The following is a 19,590-nucleotide window of genomic DNA, read 5'->3' on the forward strand; positions in this document are numbered from 1 at the left end:
GGCCCCTTAGCTCAGTTGGTCAGAGCAGTCGACTCATAATCGATTGGTCGTGGGTTCAAGTCCCCCAGGGGCCACCAAATTGAAAAAGGCCGCTCATGATGAGCGGCCTTTTTGCATCTGCGGATCGAGCAATGTCCAGTGATGAGCTCGATGAGGTCATAGAAAAGACCCGCCATGGGCGGGTCTGGGCAGGGTCCGGATCAGGCGCCTCACTCAGAGACAAGGAGCCTAATGCTGAGCCTCAGGTTTGCTCGTTGCTGCCGCTCTGGATGGATGAGCGACGCCCGGCGGGTAGCATCCGGGTAACCAGATTGCTGTGCTGACGCCAGGAGGTTAAGACGATGGCAAGCAGATGCAGACCAATCAGTCCCTGCAGCGCCACCACGCACCACTCATGCCACTCGTCAGCCCCCAGTTCAAATCCCGTCTCGGTATTTTGAAACCAGCCGCTGCCAGCAGTGGCCAGCACAACCAGCCAGAGTGCCCACACGGCCAGCTTGCCGCTACCGTGATGACCCGGTGCCGGAGGCTGCCGCTCACGCATCTCGCGCGCTTGCTGGCGAAAATCCTCACCACTGGGGATGAGGGCTCCAAGGCGGGCGTAGCCACGGGCAAAAGTGAGCCCCCAGAGCAAACGCAAGGAGACCAGCCCAATGGCGCCGTAACCCAGCCACTCGTGCCACTCCTCGCCCGCTTCGTTAACCCAGAGGTTGCCGATGCAGACCGCCGCCAAGCCCCAGTGGGTCAGGCGAACCAGCGGATCCCAGCGAAAGGGCTCACCCTTTTTGCTTGGCATATTTGTGGTACTCCTTCTTCAGGTCGTTGACCTTGGCCAGATGTTCGCGCGCCTTGGCCTCATCACCCGCCTTGAGTGCGGCCAGGCTGGCGTCCAGCTCGGTCTGTACCTCGTTCATCCCTTCAAGGAATTTCTCTTTCTTGGCGGCCGGCATGTTCTTCTGCTTGGCCACATCAAGCTGGGCCTTCATCTCGTTGATGTGCTTCTCCATGGTGGCTGCATCATCAGCCTTGACGGCCTGCTTGTAGTTGAAGCCAATCTTCTTCATCGGCTGTTCCAGATCACCCGCCACGGCAGGCAGGGTCATCAGGCCAAACATCAGGGGCAGCAGCAGGGGGCGGACGGTTTTCAACATGGGATTTCCTTATATAACGACATGCTCGAATTGTTAGGGGTACTTATGAATCCAAACAAGAATTCATCACCAGCATGATGCCATGACTCATGGTGAAACGTTTGTGAAAAATGCTGTTTTTTGTGGCAAATAGTGACAGATATGCCGCGCTTGTTTGCGCTTGGTAACTGATTGAACGCAGGTGACACGCACCATGGGGATGGTTGAAAGCGGTAAACAGGGACAAAAAACCCCGCCGTAGCGGGGTCTGAATCAGCTGGCCAATGGCTTGCGTCAGTTACTCCTGTTCGCGAGCAATGGCGCGCCAGCCGATATCCTTGCGGTAGAAGGCGCCATCCCACTTGATGCGGCCAGCGAGCTGATAGGCACGCTGCTGGGCTTCTGCCACAGTGTGGCCGAGGGCGGTTGCACACAACACGCGGCCGCCAGCGGTCAGGCTGGTATCGCCCTCCAGACGGGTACCGGCATGGAACACCTTCTCACCCGCCACTTCATCCACCGGCAAGCCGCTGATGGGGTGGTTGGTACTGTAATCGCCAGGATAGCCTCCCGCCGCCAACACCACGCCGATAGCGGCGCGGGGATCATAAATGGCCTCTTTCTGATCCAGCTTGCCTGCACAAGCGGCCAGACAGAGCTCCACCAGATCGGACTGCATCCGCAGCATGATGGGCTGGGTCTCGGGATCGCCGAAACGGCAGTTGAACTCGATCACCTTGGGATTGCCTGCGCCGTCGATCATCAGACCGGCGTAGAGGAAACCGGTGTAGACGTTGCCCTCGGCCGCCATGCCGCGCACGGTCGGCATGATCACCAGCTCCATCACGCGTCGATGTACCTCGGCGGTCACCACAGGCGCCGGGGAGTAAGCCCCCATACCACCGGTGTTGAGGCCGGTATCACCGTCGCCAACCCGCTTGTGATCCTGACTGGTGGCCATCGGCAGCACGTGCTCGCCATCGACCATGACGATGAAGCTCGCCTCTTCCCCCTCCAGAAACTCCTCAATCACCACCCGGGAGCCCGCTTCGCCAAAGGCATTGCCGGAGAGCATATCGCGCACCGCGTCTTCCGCTTCCTGCAAGGTCATGGCGACAATCACCCCCTTGCCCGCCGCCAGACCATCGGCCTTGATGACGATGGGGGCGCCCTTCTCGCGCAGATAGGCGAGCGCAGGCTCCACTTCGGTGAAGTTCTGGTACTCGGCGGTCGGGATGGCGTGACGGGCCAGGAAATCCTTGGTGAAAGCCTTGGAGCCTTCCAGCTGGGCAGCGGCAGCGGTCGGGCCAAAGATGGGCTGACCGGCGGCGCGGAAGGCATCCACCACCCCTTTCACCAGCGGCGCTTCCGGCCCGACGATGGTAAGGCCGACCTGCTTCTCTTTGGCAAAGGCCAGCAGCCCTTCGATATCGGTCGCCTCGATGGCGACGTTCTCGACACCCGGCTCAAGCTGGGTGCCTGCGTTGCCCGGCGCCACAAAAACGTGACGCACCAGCGGGGAGTGTTTGGCCTTCCAGGCCAGGGCGTGTTCGCGGCCACCGTTGCCAATGATCAGTACTTTCATCGTATCGCTCGCTTCTATTTGTGGTCACTGGACGGCAACCCGGGCCGTCAGTCAGCGGAAATAGTCAGTTGAAAAGAGACAACAAAAGGGCCGCCATCGGCAGCCCCTGACCCATCAATGACGGAAATGGCGCATGTTGGTGAACACCATGCACATACCGTGTTCGTCGGCGGCGTCGATCACCTCCTGATCGCGCATCGAGCCACCCGGCTGGATCACGCAGGAGATACCGGCCTGAGCGGCAGCATCGATACCGTCGCGGAACGGGAAGAAGGCATCGGAGGCCATCACGGAGCCCGCCACGGTCAGCCCTTCATCCGCCGCCTTGATACCGGCGATTTTGGCCGAATAAACACGGCTCATCTGGCCGGCACCGACGCCGATGGTCTGGCCATCTTTGGCGTAGACGATGGCATTGGATTTGACGAACTTTGCCACTTTCCAACAGAACAGCAGATCCTGCAGCTCGGCCTCGGTCGGCTGGCGCTTGCTGACCACGGTCAGGTCACCCAGCGTCACCATGCCGAGATCCCGCTCCTGTACCAGCAGGCCGCCGTTGACGCGTTTGAGGTCAAAGCCTTGCGCCGGAGCAGTCCACTGACCACATTCGAGCAGACGCACGTTCTGCTTGGCGGCGACCGCATCGCGGGCCTCCTGGCTGACGGTCGGGGCGATGATCACTTCGACAAACTGGCGGGCAACGATGGCAGCGGCAGTGGCGCCATCCAGCTCGCGGTTGAAGGCGATGATGCCGCCAAAGGCGGAGGTGGGGTCGGTCTGGTAGGCACGATCGTAGGCACTCAGCAGGTCGTTACCGATGGCCACACCGCAGGGGTTGGCATGCTTGACGATGACGCAGGCCGGCTCGTCGAACTCCTTGACACACTCCAGCGCCGCATCGGTATCGGCGATGTTGTTGTAGGAGAGCGCCTTGCCCTGCAGCTGGATAGCGCTGGAGACAGAACCCGGAGCGGCATGCTCTTCGGCGTAGAAGGCGGCAGCCTGATGGCTGTTTTCGCCGTAACGCATGTCCTGCTTCTTGATGAACTGGCTGTTGAAGGTGCGCGGGAAGCGGGACTCCTCGTCACCCTCCTTGTTTTCACCGTAGGAAGGAACCATGGTGCCGAAGTAGTTGGCGATCATGCCATCGTAGGCGGCGGTGTGCTCGAAGGCGGCGATGGCAAGATCGAAACGGGTCGCCAGTTTCAGGCTGTTGCCGTTGGCATCCATCTCGCGAATAACCCGATCATAGTCGGCAGCTTTGACGACGATAGCGACATCTTTATGGTTTTTTGCGGCAGAACGCACCATGGTCGGACCGCCGATGTCGATGTTCTCGACCGCATCGGCCAGAGTGCAGCCCGCTTTGGCCACGGTTGCAGCAAAGGGGTAAAGGTTGACGACAACCATGTCGATGGGGGAGATAGCGTGCTGGGCCATGATGGCGTCATCCTGATCCCGACGGCCGAGGATGCCGCCATGAACCTTGGGATGCAGGGTCTTGACCCGGCCATCCATCATTTCAGGGAAACCCGTGTAGTCGGAGACCTCGGTCACCGGCAGACCCGCCTCGCCAAGCAGCTTGGCGGTACCGCCCGTGGAGAGCAGGGCAACACCACGCTCGTTGAGTGCCTTGGCAAATTCCAGAATGCCAGTTTTGTCAGACACACTCAGCAGTGCACGGCGAATGGGTCGAGCTTGTTCCATCACACTATCGTCCTCAACATAACGGGGACCGTTCCATGGGAGGCGAGGCTCAACACAGAGAGTCCCCAAATAAATGGAAGTGGGGGATTTCGCAAACCACTCTCACCCCGACATCCGGCAAAAGCGTTTTAGGAAATGCCCGCTTGGTGCGGCGCTCTGTTATGGGCGCGTATTCTACACAAAAAATGTGACCTGTGGTGGATTTTTTGAAACAGCAAAGCCTTATTTGGCGCGGCGTTAAACGTTTTCCACTTGATTTTCTCGAAACGTTTGCACTTTCAGTGTTTTATGGGAAAAAGGGTCGCCAGGAGATGTTTATCTGCCCCTTTTATGCCCTTGGCTGGCAATCCATGGGCAAAGGGGTGATAGTGGATTCCGGTTTTTGTGGCGGCATACATTCAAGGGGAGAAAAGAGCATGTATCGGATCGGTGAACTGGCCAAGGCGTGCGGGGTCAAGGCAGATACCCTGCGTTTTTACGAGAAGAACGGGCTTATCTCACCGGGGATCCGCAACGAATCCGGCTACCGCCTCTACAGCGAACAGGACAAGCGACGGCTGGAGTTCATCATTCGCGCCAAGTCGGTGGGATTCTCGCTGGCCGATATCGGCGAACTGCTCGACCTCGATACCAACAAGGCCAAAGTCACCTGTCAGGAGGTGAAAGCGGTGGCCGACACCAAGCTGGCCCAGGTGGAGCAGAAGATCATCGAACTGACCCGCTTTCGCGACAACCTGCGCGAACTCTCCAATATCTGCTGCGGCGGCCCCCGCTCGGCGGAGCACTGCGCCATCCTCGAGACGCTGGAATCTGGCGCCCCGGCCCATCACGAGCACCACAGCCACGACCAGCATGACCCGGTTCACGGCTGACATGGTATGCCTGACTGAGCGTGCCTGGCTCAGAGTGACTGACTCGGCGCGCCCGACGCATTGCTCCGGCGGCAATTTGGTGACAAAATCGCCGCGTTTTTAACCGGTGCCAGTGCATCCGGTTGCCGGGCGTTAGCCTGAACAGGCGCCCGCAGCGAAAACCGCCATCCAGACACAAGCATCAACACACCAAGAGAAAAGAAGAGGAGCCATCATGGCCAAGATCCGGGTCGACCAACCCGCCCTCCCCCGTGAGGAAAATGCGCAAGGGGGCAGCTATGCCCATCAGCGCGGCGAGATAAAGGATAACCATCTGCATGCCCTGCTCTCCGATCCCCTGTTTCGCAGCCGGGTCGAGCGCAACAAGAAGGGCAAGGGGAGTTACCAGCGCAAGGCCAAATTTGGCAAGCGGTGGGAGCCCGGCCAACAACAGATGATCAGCGTCTGCTGCTGAGCGGGTTTCTACCGACCATAAACGATCAGGGCGCCATTGGCGCCCTGATCGTTTTGACAGAAGAAGCGATTTGGCAACGCCAACTCACAGCCTCAACAGGCCGCTCACTCATCCATAAAGAGTTCGAGCAATACGTTCAGATAGCGATGGCCGAGAGAAGTGAGCTGCCAGCTATCCCCCAAATCCTCGATCAGCTCCTTGCTTTGGGCGATGGCGAGCACTGTCTCCACCCGTTCCAGCGGCAAGCCGGTATAGGCCTCGAACTCCACCTTGGGGGCAGGTTCAAACAGGCGGAAGCGGTTCATAAAGTATTCGAGCGGCAGATCGTCTGCCGTCACCTGCCACTGCTCGTCCAGATAGGGGCGACTCTTGTCCAGATACCCTTTCGGATGCTTCACCTTGGCGGTGCGCAGGATCTGTTGGTTCGCGAGATCGGTCACCTTGCCGTGGGCGCCACAGCCGATCCCCAGATAGTCGCCAAAGCGCCAGTAGTTGAGGTTGTGATGGCACTGATAGCCCTCTTTGGCATAAGCCGAGATTTCGTACTGGCGATAACCGCTGGCGGTAAGCATGGCGTGGCCCTGTTCGTAGATATCCCACAGGGTGTCATCTTCCGGCAGTTTGGGCGGTTTGGAGGCAAATGCCGTGTTCGGCTCTATGGTGAGCTGATACCAGGATAGGTGTGGTGGGGCGCAGTCGATCGCCTGCTGCAGGTCATAAAGGGCGTCATCCAGACTCTGATCCGGCAGACCGTGCATCAGATCCAGATTGAAGGTAGGCAACTTGATGGCATGGGCCAGTGCAGCGGCCTTGCGCGCCTCTTCCGGGCCGTGAATGCGACCGAGGCGGGTCAGCTTCTCCTGCTGAAAGCTCTGCACCCCGATGGAGATACGGTTGATGCCGGCGAGCTGGAAACCGGCGAACTTGTCCGCCTCCACCGTGCCCGGGTTGGCCTCCATGGTGATCTCGCAATCTGCGGTGAGCGGAATGCGGGCCCGCACCCCGTCCAGCAAGGTTTGCATCGCCTCCACCGTCAACAGGCTGGGGGTGCCGCCGCCGATAAAGATCGAGGAGAGCGGCCGCCCCTGCGCCCACTTCAGATCCTGATCCAGATCCTCCAGCAGGGCGGCGACATATTCGAGGTGAGGCAACTCCCCCTTCTGGGCATGGGAGTTGAAGTCACAATAAGGGCACTTCTGGACGCACCAGGGCACATGAATATAGAGAGAGAGCGGCGGCAGTTGCAGCATGGGGCTTCCAATAAAACGGGGGCTCAAGGCCCCCATTGTAGATGACTATGTGTAATTGACCGTGTGTAACCGACAAGGTGGCGAAGTGACTCAGTGCGCCGCAGCCAGCGCCGCTTTGAGCTTGGCCAGCGCCTGACCGCGATGGCTGAGCTGGTTCTTCAGCTCGGCGGGCATCTGGGCGGCGGTGCAGTCGTGATCCGGCACGAAGAAGACGGGGTCATAGCCAAAGCCATGTTGACCGCGCGGCTCATCGATGATCATCCCTTCCCAGCTCGCCTGACAGATGATGGGGGTGGGATCGTCAGCGTGGCGCATATAGACCAGCACACACCAGAAGCGGGCGCTCTTCAGGTACTCGGGGGCACCTTGCAGCTCGCCGAGCAGCTTCTCGATGTTGGCCTTGTCACCGGCACCCACACCGGCAAAGCGGGCGGAGTAAACACCGGGGCGCCCTTGCAGCAGATCGACTTCCAGACCGGAGTCATCGGCCACGGCGGGCAAACCGGTAATGCGGGCGGCGTGGCGGGCCTTGATGATGGCATTCTCGACGAAGGTGGTGCCGGTCTCATCGGCATCGGAGACCGCAAACTCGCTCTGTGGGATCACCTGGATCTTCATATCGGCCAGCATGGCGGCCAATTCCTTCACCTTTTTCTGGTTACCTGTTGCCAGGACAAGCTTGTTCATCGAGCACCTCCGCAAAAATAATCTGCGCATTCTATGCGGCGCAAGCGTTTAGTAAAAGCGCCAATTACACCCGCTGTGATGGGGTTACGGGGGATTTGCCACCATCGAATAACCAGCTTTTTAATACATGTTTCCATAATGGAATAACCAAAGTGATTAAATACCATTTCTATTCATTACTGTGAGTCAGTAGACTCGCGCCCCAATTCATTAACCTGGCTGACTAAAGAGGTGACAGATGCCATTGATACTTTTACTCGTACTACTGGTGCTGTTCAGTCCGCTGGCTATCGACATCTACCTGCCCGCCATTCCGCAGATGGCCGAGCAGCTGGGCGCCGAAGTAACCCTGATGCAGGGCACCATCACCTGGTTCCTGTTCAGCATGGGACTGGGGCAACTACTTGTTGGCCCGCTGGCCGATCGCTACGGTCGCAAGCCCATCGCGCTGGGCGGCGTGCTGCTCTATGGCCTGAGCGCGCTGGGGGCCGGCTTTGCCGCCAGCCTCGGCGAATTGATGCTGGCCCGGGTGCTGCAGGGCTTCGGCGCCTGCGCCACCTCGGTCGCCGCCTTCTCGGTGGTGCGTGACAGCTACGGCCCGAAAAAGAGCGGCCAGATGATCTCCTATCTCAATGGAGCCATCTGCTTTATTCCTGCGCTGGCCCCCCTGCTCGGTGGCTGGCTCACCGCCAAGGCAGGCTGGTCTGCCAACTTCTGGTTTATGGCCGGTTATGCGCTCATCGTCGGCAGCTGGCTGATGTGGCGGATGCCGGAGACCCGCCCGGAGGAGACCCGTAGCGAAGGGGCCCTCATCAGCTGGTCTCGCTACAGCCCGGTGCTGCGCTCCCCCAGCTTCCTGTTCAACGCGGCGCTGTGCATGCTGGCGATGGCGGTGATCCTCGCTTATGTCACCGCCGCACCGGTGCAGCTGATGGTGAAACTGGGGCTGGATATGAGCGGCTTTAGCTACTGGTTTACCGCCAACGCTGCGCTTAACATTCTGGCCTGTTTCATGGCCCCGCGCTTTATTGCCAAGGTAGGACCAAGACGCACCCTGCGTATCGGCCTGCTGGTACTGATGCTCTCGGCCATCACCCTGACCCTCGCGATGCACATCGAACATCCGCTGGCGATGATGGGGCCGGTATTCCTCTCCAGCATCGGCTTTGCCATGATTCTGGGCTCGGCCGCCGGGATGGCGCTGGCACCATTCGGCCACTGCGCCGGTACCGCCGCCGCCCTGCTCGGCCTGTTCCAGATGAGCGGATCCGGCGCGTTGGTTGGCCTGACCGGCGCCCTGATGCACGACCCGCTGAGCCAGCTGGCGCTGCATATATGGCTGCTGCTGCCGCCCTTGGTGATGCTGATGACCCGACGCGGTCGCCGCTTGTGTTTGCAATAAATCCTGTGCTCTGATGGGCACACTCAGGGGGCCATCGGCCCCCTTCTCGTTTGTATCGCCTTTACAACGAATGGCCATCCGGCAGAGAGCCTGCGATGGCAACCCCACTCACTCGATGTCAGCGGAGAACTCCCGATGAGCCACACTCTCAACGCAGCCCTGGTGGGCTATGGCTTTGCAGGCAAGACCTTTCACGCCCCCTTCCTCTCCACCACCCCGGGCTTGTCCCTCAGTTGGGTGGTGAGCCGCGATGCCGCCAAGGTGCAGGCCGATCTGCCCGGCTGCCGGGTCGGTTCACTGGAGGAGGTGCTAAGCGATGAGACCGTCGATCTGGTGGTGATCGCCACCCCCAACGACACCCACGCTCCTCTGGCCCGCCAGGCGCTGCTGGCAGGCAAACATGTGGTGATCGACAAGCCCTTTGCACTGGATCTGGCCGAGGCGCAAGCGCTGGTCGAGCTGGCCGAAAAGCAGCAGCGGCTGCTCAGTATCTTCCACAACCGGCGCTGGGATGGAGATTTTCTTACCGTGCGCCGTTTGATTGGCGAGGGGACGCTGGGGCAGATCGCCCAGTTCGAATCCCACTTCGATCGCTATCGCCCCGAAGTGCGCCAGCGCTGGCGCGAAGCGGGTGGCCCGGGTTCCGGCCTCTGGTTCGATCTCGGCCCCCATGTGCTGGATCAGGCATTGCAGCTGTTCGGCCAGCCGGACTGGTTGCAGGCCGATCTGGCCGAGCAGCGCCCCGGCGCACTGGCGGACGACTACTTCCATGTGGTGCTGGGTTACGGTGCTCTGCGGGTTATTCTGCATGGCAGCAGTCTGGTCTCGGCCACCATGCCGCGCTTTGTCATTCACGGCAGCCAGGGTTCGTTCGTGAAATTCGGTATGGATGTGCAGGAAGATCAGCTCAAGCAGGGCAAGCGGCCACCGGCGGCTGATTGGGGCATGGATAGCGAACCCGGTCAGCTCAGCCGCATTGTCGATGGTCAGTTACAGCAGCAGAGCGTAGTGGGTGAGGCGGGGGATTATGGCGCCTACTATCGCGGTGTCTGCGCCGCCATCCAGGGCGAAGGGAGCAACCCGGTGCCAGCAAGTGAAGCGCTGGCGGTGATGGCGCTGCTGGATCTGGCCCGTCAGAGCCACCTTGAGGGAAAACGGCTGCCCTGTCAGAAGCTGTCTGACTAAGGTGCGGGCCATCGGCCGCGCTTGAGCAACCTTGACCTTGCTAAACCGCCACAAGATGGCAGTAAAGCGGTGTTTTATTGTGCAATTAGTGCCATTTAACGGCATCTTGTATTGATATCAGTCGTTGCAGTGGAGCTTTTTATCCACGGCACGAAAAAATGTCATTGTGATATCCGTTTTCATCGGTAACTAATGGGGCTATATTGCGCCCGCCTGCTGCCTCCCGGCTTCTTGTTTCAATACCGGGCAACGGTGGGCGCTGTGATGGTTGCACAGACCATCTCTCCATCTTTTTTTGAGGGAATGCACATGAACAAAGTACTGGTAGCCGGTATCCTGGGTCTGATGTTGACTGCTTGCGGTCAGAAAGAAGAAAAAGCTGCCGCTCCTGCTGCTGCTCCGGCCGCCGAAGTTGCTGCCACTGTAGAAAAAGCCGCTAGCGAAGCCACCTCTACCGTAGAGAAGGCCACCTCCGAAGCGACTGCAACCGTAGAAAAAGCTGCTACCGAAGCCGCTACCAAGGTTGAAGCTGCAGTGAGCGATGCCAAGGCCAACTAAGCCTGCACCTCATTCGAAGACGGGTCCGAAGGCAACTTCGGGCCCGTTTTTTTATCTGTCGTTCAGGAGGCCGGATTAATCAGCGAGGTGAGGATGTGATCCTCCCAGCGGCCATTGATCATCAGATATGCCCGCGCGAATCCCTCCCGCTCGAAACCGAGCCGCTCCAGCAAGGCGCCACTGCGCTGATTGGCAGGCATATAGCAAGCCATGATGCGATGCAGATCGTGCTCCCGAAACAGGTAGTCGATGGCGGCTGACAGCACCTCTCTCATCACTCCCTGCCCTTGATGCTGCTGGTCGATGGCGTAGCCCAGATGACACGCTTTGAAGACCCCCATCAGGATATTGCTGAAGTTGCAGGTGGCGATCACCCGCTCGCCAGCCGGATCGATGGCCACCAGATTGACGCCGGTGCCGTTGAAGAACTGGCTGTAGCTGTCCTGCAGCCGGGCATGCCAGTAAGAGAGGGTGTAAAAGTGCTCGTCCCGAAGCGGCTCCCAGGGGGTGAGATGGTCACGGTTGCGCCGGTAGAAGTCGAGCATCATGGGGGCCTGATCCGGCGACAGTATGGTCAGGTGGGTGCGGGCCGTCTTGATATGTGGCAGCGCCATCAGGACTCCCTCTGCCTTAACCACTCATCGCGCAGCAGGCTGTAGTGGGCATGGTCCACAATCCGGTTGCCCAGCCGCTCTGCGCGCCGGGTCACCCCCTCAAGCTGCATCCCGAGCCGTTCACAAACAGCCCTGCTGGGCTCGTTATCGGTGGCGGCGCTGATCTCCACCTTCTCCATCCCCATCTCTTCGAAGGCGTGGTGGATCAGGGCCTGACAGGCACGGGTGATGATGCCGTTACCCTGCCAGCGCTCCACCAGCCAGTAGCCGATGACCACCTTGCCAAGGTCGTGATCGATGCTGTTGTAACCTATGACTCCCACCACCTCCCCCTGATACTCGATGGCGGTGGTGAGCCCCTCGCCCCGGGCGAACTTCTCGATGGCACTGCGAATGAAGAGGGCGCTGTCAACGGGGCGCTGGATCAGTGGCGGCCAGGGTAGCCACTGGGAGAGGTACTCCCGGTTGTCATTGCAGAGGGCAAACAGTTCGCTCGCCATATCGGGCTGCAAGAAGAGCAGCGCAAGCTCGTCGTCCAACTGCCATGAAAACATGGGATTCTCCTTTCAAATCAGTGATCAAATAGCGAACCAGCCACCCAATGTAGCCAATCGCCACTGGCCGCGCCAGCCACTTTTACGGCCCCCCTCCGGCAGGCTTCGCAGAGGGTGACAGCGCACGTACTCTCCTCCCTCAAAAGAGGAGGGTGGGAGTCTGAAACCGGATAATGCTCTCCACATGACGCCGATAAATGCCCCCCAAACGGCACTTTGGCAGATCCTGCTACCCCTTTGTGCTGCGCTGTCACTTTTGACAGGGGGCACTTTCCCCCACCGGCACTAGCTTCAAAACGCCCGACCTTCGGTCGGTTTATCAACCTCATCGATTTAAGGAAAGAAGAGATGAATAAAATTTATCTGGCCGTTGCGCTGGCCTGCTGGGGAAGCGCCGCACTGGCGGCGCAAGAGGTAGAGATCAACGTAACGGCAAACGGCATCCGGGCCATGACAGGCCTCAGTGCCGCGAGTGGTACCTTACAGCTGGAAGATGGCGAGTTTCGTCAGGTGCGGGTGGTCAAGCTGCCTAACGGCCAGCAGCGGATCCGCTACGAGCAGGTCTGGAACGGCATCCCGGTAATGGGTCAGGTGGTGGTAGCTGACAAGAGCCTGAACGGCCAGCTGCAACAGGCCAGCGGGCGCATGCTGCGCCAGATCGATCAGGATGTGGCAAGCCCGGTCGCCACCCTTTCGCCACAGGATGCCGCCAGCAAGGCCAAGGCGGGCAGCAAGGGGAGCAACGAGCAGGTCAAACTCTACGTGATGCAGGATGAGAACGGGCTGGCCCGGCTGGTTTATCAGGTCTCCTTCATCGCCGAAGGTGACAAGCCGAGCCGCCCCTTCGTCATTCTTGATGCCCAGAGCGGTGAGGAGCTCAAACGCTGGGAGGGGATCAACCACAAGGACGCCAGCGGCCCGGGGGGCAACATCAAGACCGGCAAATACGTCTACGGCACCGACTTTGGCCCGCTCATCGTGGATGACAACTGCCGGATGACCAGCCCCAACGTCGATACCATCAACCTCAACCACGCCACCTCAGGCGGTGCCATCCACCAGTTCACCTGCCCGGAGAACCGGGTCAAGGAGATCAACGGCGCCTATTCGCCCCTCAACGACGCCCACTACTTCGGCAACGTGGTGTTCGACATGTACCGCAACTGGTACAACACGGCGCCCCTCACCTTCAAACTGAAGATGCGGGTTCACTACAGCAAGAATTACGAGAACGCCTTCTGGGATGGCAGCCAGATGACCTTCGGTGACGGCGCTACCACCTTCCACCCGCTGGTGAGCCTTGATGTGGCGGCTCACGAGGTGAGCCACGGCTTTACCGAACAGAACTCCGGGCTGATCTATTCAGGACAATCCGGCGGCATCAACGAGGCCTTCTCCGATATGGCGGGTGAAGCGGCCGAGTTCTACATGAAGGGGAGCAACGACTGGCTGGTCGGCGCCCAGATCTTCAAGGGCAACGGCTCCCTGCGCTACTTCGAGGATCCGACCCGGGATGGCAGGTCCATCGGCCATGCGGCGGATTATCAGGAGGGGATGGATGTACACCACAGCTCCGGGGTCTATAACCGCGCCTTCTACCTGCTCGCCACCAGCAGTGGCTGGAACACCCGCAAGGCATTTGAAGTCTTCTTGCTGGCCAACCGCCTCTACTGGGGCGCCAACACCAACTATCAGCAAGGGGCCTGCGGCGTCAGCCGGGCGACCGCCGATCTGGGTTACAGTCAGGCGGATGTGGCACGGGCCTTCCAGACCGTCGGGGTCGATGCCAGCTGCGGCAGCACGCCGCCACCGAGCGACAACGTGCTGCAAAACGGCGTGCCGGTGAGCAACCTCGCCGCCAGCAAGGGTGGCAAACTCAACTACACCCTGAACGTACCGGCGGGCACCAGGTCGCTGCAGATCAGCAGCAGCGGCGGTACCGGTGATGCCGACCTCTACGTCCGCTTTGGCAGCGCCCCCACCAGCAGCAGTTACGACTGCCGCCCCTACAAGGGGGGCAATAACGAAAGCTGCTCGTTCACCAATCCCAAGGCGGGCACCTGGCATGTGCAGCTGTCAGGGTTTGCAGCGTTCAGTGGCGTAACCCTCAAGGCCAGCTACTGATCCACCCGGTGCGGGCCTTGTCCCGCATCGCTCTACTCATTGCGCCACCGTTTCGCCAGCGTGCGGGCGGTGGCCAACACGGTTTCCCGGGCCGGGTTGGGCCGCTTGCCACCTCGCCAAGCCATCATCACATCCCAATGCTCTTGCGGCAGATTGCGCACATCGAGCCTGACCAGCCGCCCCACCTCCAGATCCCGCTTGATGGCCAGCTCCGGCATCAGGGTGATAAACCCGTGTTCCAGCGCCAGATCCCGCGCCGCACTGGCGGGCTGCACCGCATGCAGGGGGCTGGCGGCCCGCCGCAGCCGCCGCAACTGCTGGATAAAGACGTCACACCCCGGCCCCCATACCTGAGGCGCCAGCCGCTGGTCGGCAATATCCTCCAGGGTGAGGCCGTGACAACCGGCCAGCGGATGCAATGGCGAGGCGATAGCGATAATGGGGGAGCAGCAGAGCAGCTCCATCTGCAGGCCAGCAACCGGCGGGCGCTTGAGTACAAAGCCGATATCGGCCTCCCCGGTCAGCAGCGACTGCATGATCTCGCCGGAGTGATCCGTGGTGCAGCGGATTTCGAACGGCTCGTCCACCAGCTCCATCAATAGCGAGCCAAACACCACCGAAGTGAGGGATGGCAGGCTGGAGAGACGGATACAAGGTAGCGCAGGCGCCCCCTGCAGTGCCAGCCGCCCTTCGCTCAGGATCGCCAGCGCAGAGCGGGCCGATGGCAGAAACTCCTCGCAGGCACGGGTCGGCGTCACCCCGCGCCGATGACGCTGAAACAGCGGCGCCCCGAGGCTCTCCTCCAGCTGGGCAATCCGCTGGCTCACGAGCGGCTGTGACCAGCCACGAATGGCCGCCGCCTGACTGAAGCTGCCCAGCTCGGCCACATCCAGCAGCAGTTGCAGATCGTCCAGATCCATAGACATAAATAATCCTGATATGAAATATAGGTAGTTGTCGTCTACCACTATATCTAAACCCTCTCCAGAATGAAGGTATCTGTGAATGAGAGGGCGTTATGGTCGATAGGGCGAGGTTTTGGGGGCGTTGGTTTCTGGCGCTGGATACCACACTGGTGATCCTGGGTTTCTTTGTGGTGATGCCGATGATCAGCCTGCGCTTCGTCGATCAACTCGGCTGGGCGGCCGGTCTGGTGGGGCTGGCCCTCGGCCTGCGCCAGCTGACCCAGCAGGGGCTGGGGATCTTTGGCGGCTCCCTCGCTGACCGCTTTGGCGCCCGCCCGCTCATCGTCACCGGCATGCTGTTGCGCGCCGTCGGCTTTGCCACCCTGGCCTGGGCCGACAGTGGCACCATGCTGATCTTCTCCTGCTTCCTCTCCGGACTGGGCGGTTGCCTGTTCGACCCACCCCGGGCCGCACTGGTGATCAAATTTACCCGTCCCCATGAGCGGGGCCGCTTTATCTCCCTGCTGATGATGCTGGAGAGCGCAGGGGCCGTCACCGGTGCCCTGCTCGGCAGCTGGCTGCTGCGCTTTGACTTCACCTACGTCTGCCTGCTGGGCGCCGGACTCTTCACCCTGGCGGCTCTCTGCAACTGGACCCTGCTGCCCGCCTACCGCCTCTCGGTCAAACCGACCCCGATGCGGGAAGGGTTGGGACAGGTGCTGGCTGATCGCGCCTTCTGCCGACTGGTACTGATCCTGAGCGGCTACTACATGCTGTGGGTACAGGTGATGCTGATTTTCCCCATTCTGGTCAAGCAGCTCTCAGGTACCACCACGGCGGTGGGCTGGATGTACAGCCTGGAAACGGCGCTGTCACTGGCGCTGCTCTACCCTATCGCCCGTTTCAGCGAGCGGCGCTATCGGCTGGAGAGCCGGCTGATGGCGGGTATCCTGCTCATGACGGTGGGGATCGGGCTGGTCGCCTTCGTCAGCACCCTCTCCGGCATCTTCGTACTGCTGGCCTGCTTCTATCTGGGGATCATCATCTGTGAACCGGCCCGGGAGACCCTGATGACCCGGCTTGCCAACCCCACAGCCCGCGGCAGCTACATGGGCTTCAGCCGCCTCGGACTGGCGCTGGGAGGCATGACCGGCTACGTGGGCGGTGGCTCCCTCTATGACTTCTCGCTGCAACAGGGACAACCGGCCCTCCCCTGGCTGGTGCTGGGCACCATAGGCGTCGCCACCATGCTGCTGCTCGCCCGCTGCTTCTCCCGCCGCCCGGAGCTGGCTATCAGAGCCGCCGCCTGACGACCGCCCCACCTGCGGCAGCCCAATCAACGGGGCTGCCGCTCACCCCATATTCTGCAAGCCATCACAGCAAAAGGTTGCGAATTACAACTTTTACGCTATTTTAGTTGTCATGCACAACTAAAAAGGAACCCACGATATGGATCCCCGTCCCCTGCGCGCCCTGTCGCGCGATCTGGTTCGCGAACTCGGCATGCTCTCCCAGCAGTGCGGCAATCTGGCCCTCACCCCCATCGAGGCTCACCTGCTGATCGAGCTGGAAAACGCCCCGGCCACCAATCAGCAGCTGGCAGAAAAGCTGCACATCGACAAATCCAACGCCAGCCGCCCGCTGGCGCGCCTCGCCGAGCGGGAGCTTATCAGCTGGCACCCGCACCCCTCCGACGGCCGCAGCAAGGAGGCCCGCCTCACCGTCAACGGTCAGGGGATGCTGCTGGAGTTGCACCGGGAGATGGACGGGGCGATGGAAGAGATGCTGGCGCAGTTGAGCCTGCCCGAGCGGGAGCAGCTTTGGCAAGGGCTGCGGCTCTATCGCAGCGCCCTCTCCCGCGCCCGTCGCCAGCGGGGTTACCAGATCCGCCCCATCACGGCGGCGGACAATGCCCAGATCGCCTTGGTAATTCGCGCCGTCTCGGCCGAATATGGCCTCACCGCCGACAAGGGGTATGGGGTCTCGGATCCCAATCTCGACACCCTCTCCCAGAGCTATCAGGGGGAAAAGAGCCGCTATTGGGTTATCGAAGGGCCGGACGGTTCCATCCTCGGCGGTGGTGGTATCGCGCCATTGGCGGGAGAAGAGGGAGTCTGCGAGCTGCAGAAGATGTACTTTATGCCCGCCCTGCGCGGACTGGGCCTTGGCAAACGGCTGGTGTTGCAAGCGCTGGATGCCGCTCGTGGTTTGGGCTATCGCCGCTGCTATCTGGAGACCACTGAGGTACTGCGCGAAGCCACCAGCCTCTACGAATCACTGGGCTTTGAACACCTGCCCGGCCCCCTTGGTTGCACCGGCCACGGGGATTGCGAGATCTGCATGGTGCTGGACCTGGCACTCTAAAGTGATAGCTGCAAACAGGAGTCTCCCCTGCTTGCAGCTTCGTTTATTATGGCAGCGCCACTACCCGGAATCGCTCCAGCACCAGCGTGGCGTGCTCATCAAATTCGCCCCCTTCCGCCTTCATCTCGCATTCGAAGAATGCCTTGTGCGCTTTGCGCCACCAAGCCAGAGAGCCATCGCCCTCCCCCTCCTCGGCGGCAAACGCAGCATCAATCTCATCGAATGGACACAAGGTGACTGACACCAGTTCAACCAGAGCCTTGGGGTGACCACTCCAGTCTGTTACCACCAGCAAGTCACCCTCCGCTCGCCCTTCTCCAGATACCAGTAAGCGAGGCTACAGGTCGCTCGCTTGCGGCCTGCTGCCACCAGCTCGGCACAGAGGTTGGCATTGTGTTCATCAGCACAGAAGTAGTCCGCTGAGACATGACGAGCCCGTGCTGCCACCGGCAGGGATAACAGATAACTCTCAGCCAGAGCCGAGCAGGCAGGATTCATCGATTCAACCATCACCTCTCCTTGATGCATAAAAAAATCCCGCCATCTGGCGGGATTTGGTAAGCAGTATCAGTGCTCGCGAGTCTGGCGGAACTGCACGTCGGGGTGGCGCTCCTGTGCCAGGCGCAGGTTGACCATGGTCGGTGCAATGTAGGTGAGGTTGTCACCGCCATCGAGGGCCAGGTTGACCTCGTTCTTGCGCTTGAACTCTTCAAACTTCTTGACGTCGGTCCCTTCCACCCAGCGGGCGGTGGAGACGTTGACCGCCTCGTAGATGGCCTCAACGTTGTACTCGCTCTTGAGGCGCGAAACCACCACGTCAAACTGCAGCACACCGACCGCACCGACGATGAGATCGTTGCTGATCAGCGGACGGAACACCTGCACCGCCCCCTCTTCGGAGAGCTGCACCAGCCCCTTGAGCAGCTGCTTCTGCTTGAGCGGATCGCGCAGGCGGATACGGCGGAACAGTTCCGGCGCAAAGTTCGGGATACCGGTGAACTTGAGATCTTCACCCTGGGTGAAGGTGTCACCGATCTGGATGGTGCCGTGGTTGTGCAGACCGATGATGTCACCGGCGAAGGCGTCTTCCGCCTGCTCACGGTCACCGGCCATAAAGGTCACGGCGTCGGAGATGTTCACATCCTTGCCGATACGCACGTGGCGCATCTTCATGCCCTTGGAATAGGTGCCTGACACGATACGCATAAAGGCGATACGGTCGCGGTGCTTCGGATCCATGTTTGCCTGGATCTTGAACACGAAGCCGGAGAACTTCTCCTCGGTCGCCACCACTTCGCGGCTCTCGGCCTTGCGTGGCATGGGAGACGGCGCCCAGTCAGTCAGGCCATCCAGCATGTGGTCGACACCGAAGTTGCCAAGCGCGGTACCGAAGAAGACCGGGGTCATCTCGCCAGCGATAAAGGCATCGTGATCGAACTCGGGAGAGGCGCCCTGCACCAGCTCCAGCTCATCACGCAGCTGCTGGGCCAGATCTTCGCCGACGGCGGCATCCAGATCCGGGTTGTTCAGCCCCTTGACCACCCGCTTCTCCTGGATGGTGTGGCCCTGACCGCTCTGATAGAGATAGGTCTCATCCTTGTAGAGGTGATAGACACCCTTGAAGGATTTGCCACAGCCGATAGGCCAGGTGATGGGGGCACACATGATCTTCAGCTCGCGCTCCACCTCGTCCATCACTTCCATCGGATCGCGCACTTCGCGGTCCAGCTTGTTCATGAAGGTGAGGATGGGGGTATCACGCAGACGGGTCACTTCCATCAGCTTGCGGGTCCGGTCTTCAACACCCTTGGCGGCATCGATGACCATCAGGCAGCAGTCGACCGCGGTCAGGGTACGGTAGGTATCTTCAGAGAAGTCCTCGTGACCCGGGGTGTCGAGCAGATTGACCAGACAATCGGCATAGGGAAACTGCATCACCGAGGTGGTGATGGAGATACCACGCTGCTTCTCCATCTCCATCCAGTCGGATTTGGCGTGCTGGCCCGAGCCACGGCCCTTGACGGTACCGGCGCGCTGAATGGCCTGTCCGAACAGCAGGACTTTCTCGGTGATGGTGGTTTTACCCGCATCCGGGTGCGAAATGATCGCAAAAGTGCGTCTCTTGGAGACTTCACTCAGAAATTCAGCTGACATAATTCAACGTTCTTCTATTGAGCGGTGGCATCAGCCACCGTGGGA

The 19,590-nt window shown here is 60.5% G+C and carries 20 protein-coding genes and 1 tRNA gene; 9 read left to right on the plus strand and 12 right to left on the minus strand.

The features are described 5' to 3' along the window. Nucleotides 1–77 (plus strand) — tRNA-Ile (locus tag G5358_RS08710). A gap of 164 nt (nt 78–241) precedes the next feature. Here G5358_RS08710 and G5358_RS08715 read toward each other — a convergent pair. The 4 genes from G5358_RS08715 to purH all read right to left on the minus strand — a co-directional run bounded on the left by G5358_RS08715 (nt 242) and on the right by purH (nt 4,422). Beyond that, nucleotides 242–796: a cytochrome b/b6 domain-containing protein gene (locus tag G5358_RS08715; protein WP_421323955.1), complete on the minus strand. Its 555-nt coding sequence runs from the start codon at nt 794–796 to the stop codon at nt 242–244. After that, nucleotides 777–1,151 (minus strand): cytochrome b562, encoded by a 375-nt coding sequence (locus G5358_RS08720; RefSeq protein WP_005349056.1) that lies wholly within the window; start codon nt 1,149–1,151, stop codon nt 777–779. The genes G5358_RS08715 and G5358_RS08720 overlap by 20 nt, the downstream gene beginning before the upstream one ends. A gap of 277 nt (nt 1,152–1,428) precedes the next feature. After that, nucleotides 1,429–2,715: a phosphoribosylamine--glycine ligase gene (purD, locus tag G5358_RS08725; RefSeq protein ID WP_421323956.1), complete on the minus strand. Its 1,287-nt coding sequence runs from the start codon at nt 2,713–2,715 to the stop codon at nt 1,429–1,431. Nucleotides 2,716–2,829: 114 nt separating this feature from the next. Further along, nucleotides 2,830–4,422, minus strand: a complete 1,593-nt coding sequence (gene purH, locus G5358_RS08730) for a bifunctional phosphoribosylaminoimidazolecarboxamide formyltransferase/IMP cyclohydrolase (protein ID WP_158109190.1) — start codon at nt 4,420–4,422, stop codon at nt 2,830–2,832. A 416-nt stretch (nt 4,423–4,838) separates the two neighbouring features. Between purH and zntR the strand changes: the two genes are divergently transcribed. Next, on the plus strand, nt 4,839–5,294 hold the full coding sequence (gene zntR, locus G5358_RS08735; RefSeq protein ID WP_005341244.1) for a Zn(2+)-responsive transcriptional regulator: 456 nt from the start codon (nt 4,839–4,841) through the stop codon (nt 5,292–5,294). Between the two features lie 214 nt (nt 5,295–5,508). After that, nucleotides 5,509–5,748 (plus strand): alternative ribosome-rescue factor A, encoded by a 240-nt coding sequence (locus G5358_RS08740; protein WP_234926049.1) that lies wholly within the window; start codon nt 5,509–5,511, stop codon nt 5,746–5,748. A gap of 104 nt (nt 5,749–5,852) precedes the next feature. On the opposite strand, the gene hemW is transcribed toward G5358_RS08740, so the two are convergent. Continuing rightward, nucleotides 5,853–6,998, minus strand: coding sequence for a radical SAM family heme chaperone HemW (gene hemW / locus G5358_RS08745; RefSeq protein WP_201987902.1), 1,146 nt, complete (start codon nt 6,996–6,998; stop codon nt 5,853–5,855). Between the two features lie 90 nt (nt 6,999–7,088). Then, entirely contained in the window at nt 7,089–7,685 is a 597-nt protein-coding gene (rdgB, locus tag G5358_RS08750) for an RdgB/HAM1 family non-canonical purine NTP pyrophosphatase (protein ID WP_005340539.1), read from the minus strand. 238 nt (nt 7,686–7,923) lie between these two features. Between rdgB and G5358_RS08755 the strand changes: the two genes are divergently transcribed. The 3 genes from G5358_RS08755 to G5358_RS08765 all read left to right on the plus strand — a co-directional run bounded on the left by G5358_RS08755 (nt 7,924) and on the right by G5358_RS08765 (nt 10,830). Next, entirely contained in the window at nt 7,924–9,087 is a 1,164-nt protein-coding gene (locus G5358_RS08755) for a multidrug effflux MFS transporter (protein ID WP_421323957.1), read from the plus strand. 135 nt (nt 9,088–9,222) lie between these two features. After that, complete coding sequence (locus tag G5358_RS08760) at nt 9,223–10,272, plus strand: oxidoreductase (RefSeq protein WP_201987901.1); 1,050 nt, start codon at nt 9,223–9,225, stop codon at nt 10,270–10,272. Between the two features lie 309 nt (nt 10,273–10,581). Further along, nucleotides 10,582–10,830: a hypothetical protein gene (locus tag G5358_RS08765; protein WP_005340533.1), complete on the plus strand. Its 249-nt coding sequence runs from the start codon at nt 10,582–10,584 to the stop codon at nt 10,828–10,830. Nucleotides 10,831–10,892: 62 nt separating this feature from the next. Here the strand turns inward: G5358_RS08765 and rimJ are convergent, their stop codons facing one another. Then, the gene (rimJ, locus tag G5358_RS08770) at nt 10,893–11,444 is read right to left on the minus strand and encodes a ribosomal protein S5-alanine N-acetyltransferase (protein WP_201987900.1); all 552 of its coding nucleotides are present in this window, start codon (nt 11,442–11,444) and stop codon (nt 10,893–10,895) included. Next, complete coding sequence (locus tag G5358_RS08775) at nt 11,444–11,998, minus strand: GNAT family N-acetyltransferase (RefSeq protein WP_042053389.1); 555 nt, start codon at nt 11,996–11,998, stop codon at nt 11,444–11,446. The genes rimJ and G5358_RS08775 overlap by 1 nt, the downstream gene beginning before the upstream one ends. Before the next feature lie 348 nt (nt 11,999–12,346). Between G5358_RS08775 and G5358_RS08780 the strand changes: the two genes are divergently transcribed. After that, entirely contained in the window at nt 12,347–14,122 is a 1,776-nt protein-coding gene (locus G5358_RS08780; RefSeq protein WP_266134775.1) for a M4 family metallopeptidase, read from the plus strand. Between the two features lie 32 nt (nt 14,123–14,154). Here G5358_RS08780 and G5358_RS08785 read toward each other — a convergent pair whose 3' ends face one another. Then, the gene (locus G5358_RS08785) at nt 14,155–15,048 is read right to left on the minus strand and encodes a LysR family transcriptional regulator (RefSeq protein ID WP_005349020.1); all 894 of its coding nucleotides are present in this window, start codon (nt 15,046–15,048) and stop codon (nt 14,155–14,157) included. A 92-nt stretch (nt 15,049–15,140) separates the two neighbouring features. On the opposite strand from G5358_RS08785, the gene mdtH reads away from it, so the two are divergent. Beyond that, nucleotides 15,141–16,337, plus strand: a complete 1,197-nt coding sequence (gene mdtH, locus G5358_RS08790; protein ID WP_421255630.1) for a multidrug efflux MFS transporter MdtH — start codon at nt 15,141–15,143, stop codon at nt 16,335–16,337. 139 nt (nt 16,338–16,476) lie between these two features. Continuing rightward, nucleotides 16,477–17,391: a bifunctional helix-turn-helix transcriptional regulator/GNAT family N-acetyltransferase gene (locus G5358_RS08795; protein WP_081042924.1), complete on the plus strand. Its 915-nt coding sequence runs from the start codon at nt 16,477–16,479 to the stop codon at nt 17,389–17,391. Between the two features lie 46 nt (nt 17,392–17,437). Here the strand turns inward: G5358_RS08795 and G5358_RS08800 are convergent, their stop codons facing one another. Genes G5358_RS08800 through prfC form a run of 3 tightly spaced genes read right to left on the minus strand, consistent with a single transcriptional unit; the run spans nt 17,438 to nt 19,545 of the window. Beyond that, nucleotides 17,438–17,680: an ASCH domain-containing protein gene (locus tag G5358_RS08800; protein WP_421323964.1), complete on the minus strand. Its 243-nt coding sequence runs from the start codon at nt 17,678–17,680 to the stop codon at nt 17,438–17,440. Further along, nucleotides 17,674–17,901, minus strand: a complete 228-nt coding sequence (locus G5358_RS08805) for a hypothetical protein (RefSeq protein WP_421323958.1) — start codon at nt 17,899–17,901, stop codon at nt 17,674–17,676. The genes G5358_RS08800 and G5358_RS08805 overlap by 7 nt, the downstream gene beginning before the upstream one ends. Nucleotides 17,902–17,958: 57 nt before the next feature. Beyond that, nucleotides 17,959–19,545 carry a peptide chain release factor 3 gene (gene prfC / locus G5358_RS08810; RefSeq protein WP_227016253.1) on the minus strand — a complete coding sequence of 529 codons (1,587 nt, stop codon included), beginning with the start codon at nt 19,543–19,545 and terminating at the stop codon, nt 17,959–17,961. Nucleotides 19,546–19,590 lie beyond the last annotated feature (45 nt).

Source organism: Aeromonas sp. 604176, assembly GCF_049170755.1.
Classification (GTDB): Bacteria; Pseudomonadota; Gammaproteobacteria; order Enterobacterales; family Aeromonadaceae; genus Aeromonas; species Aeromonas veronii_A.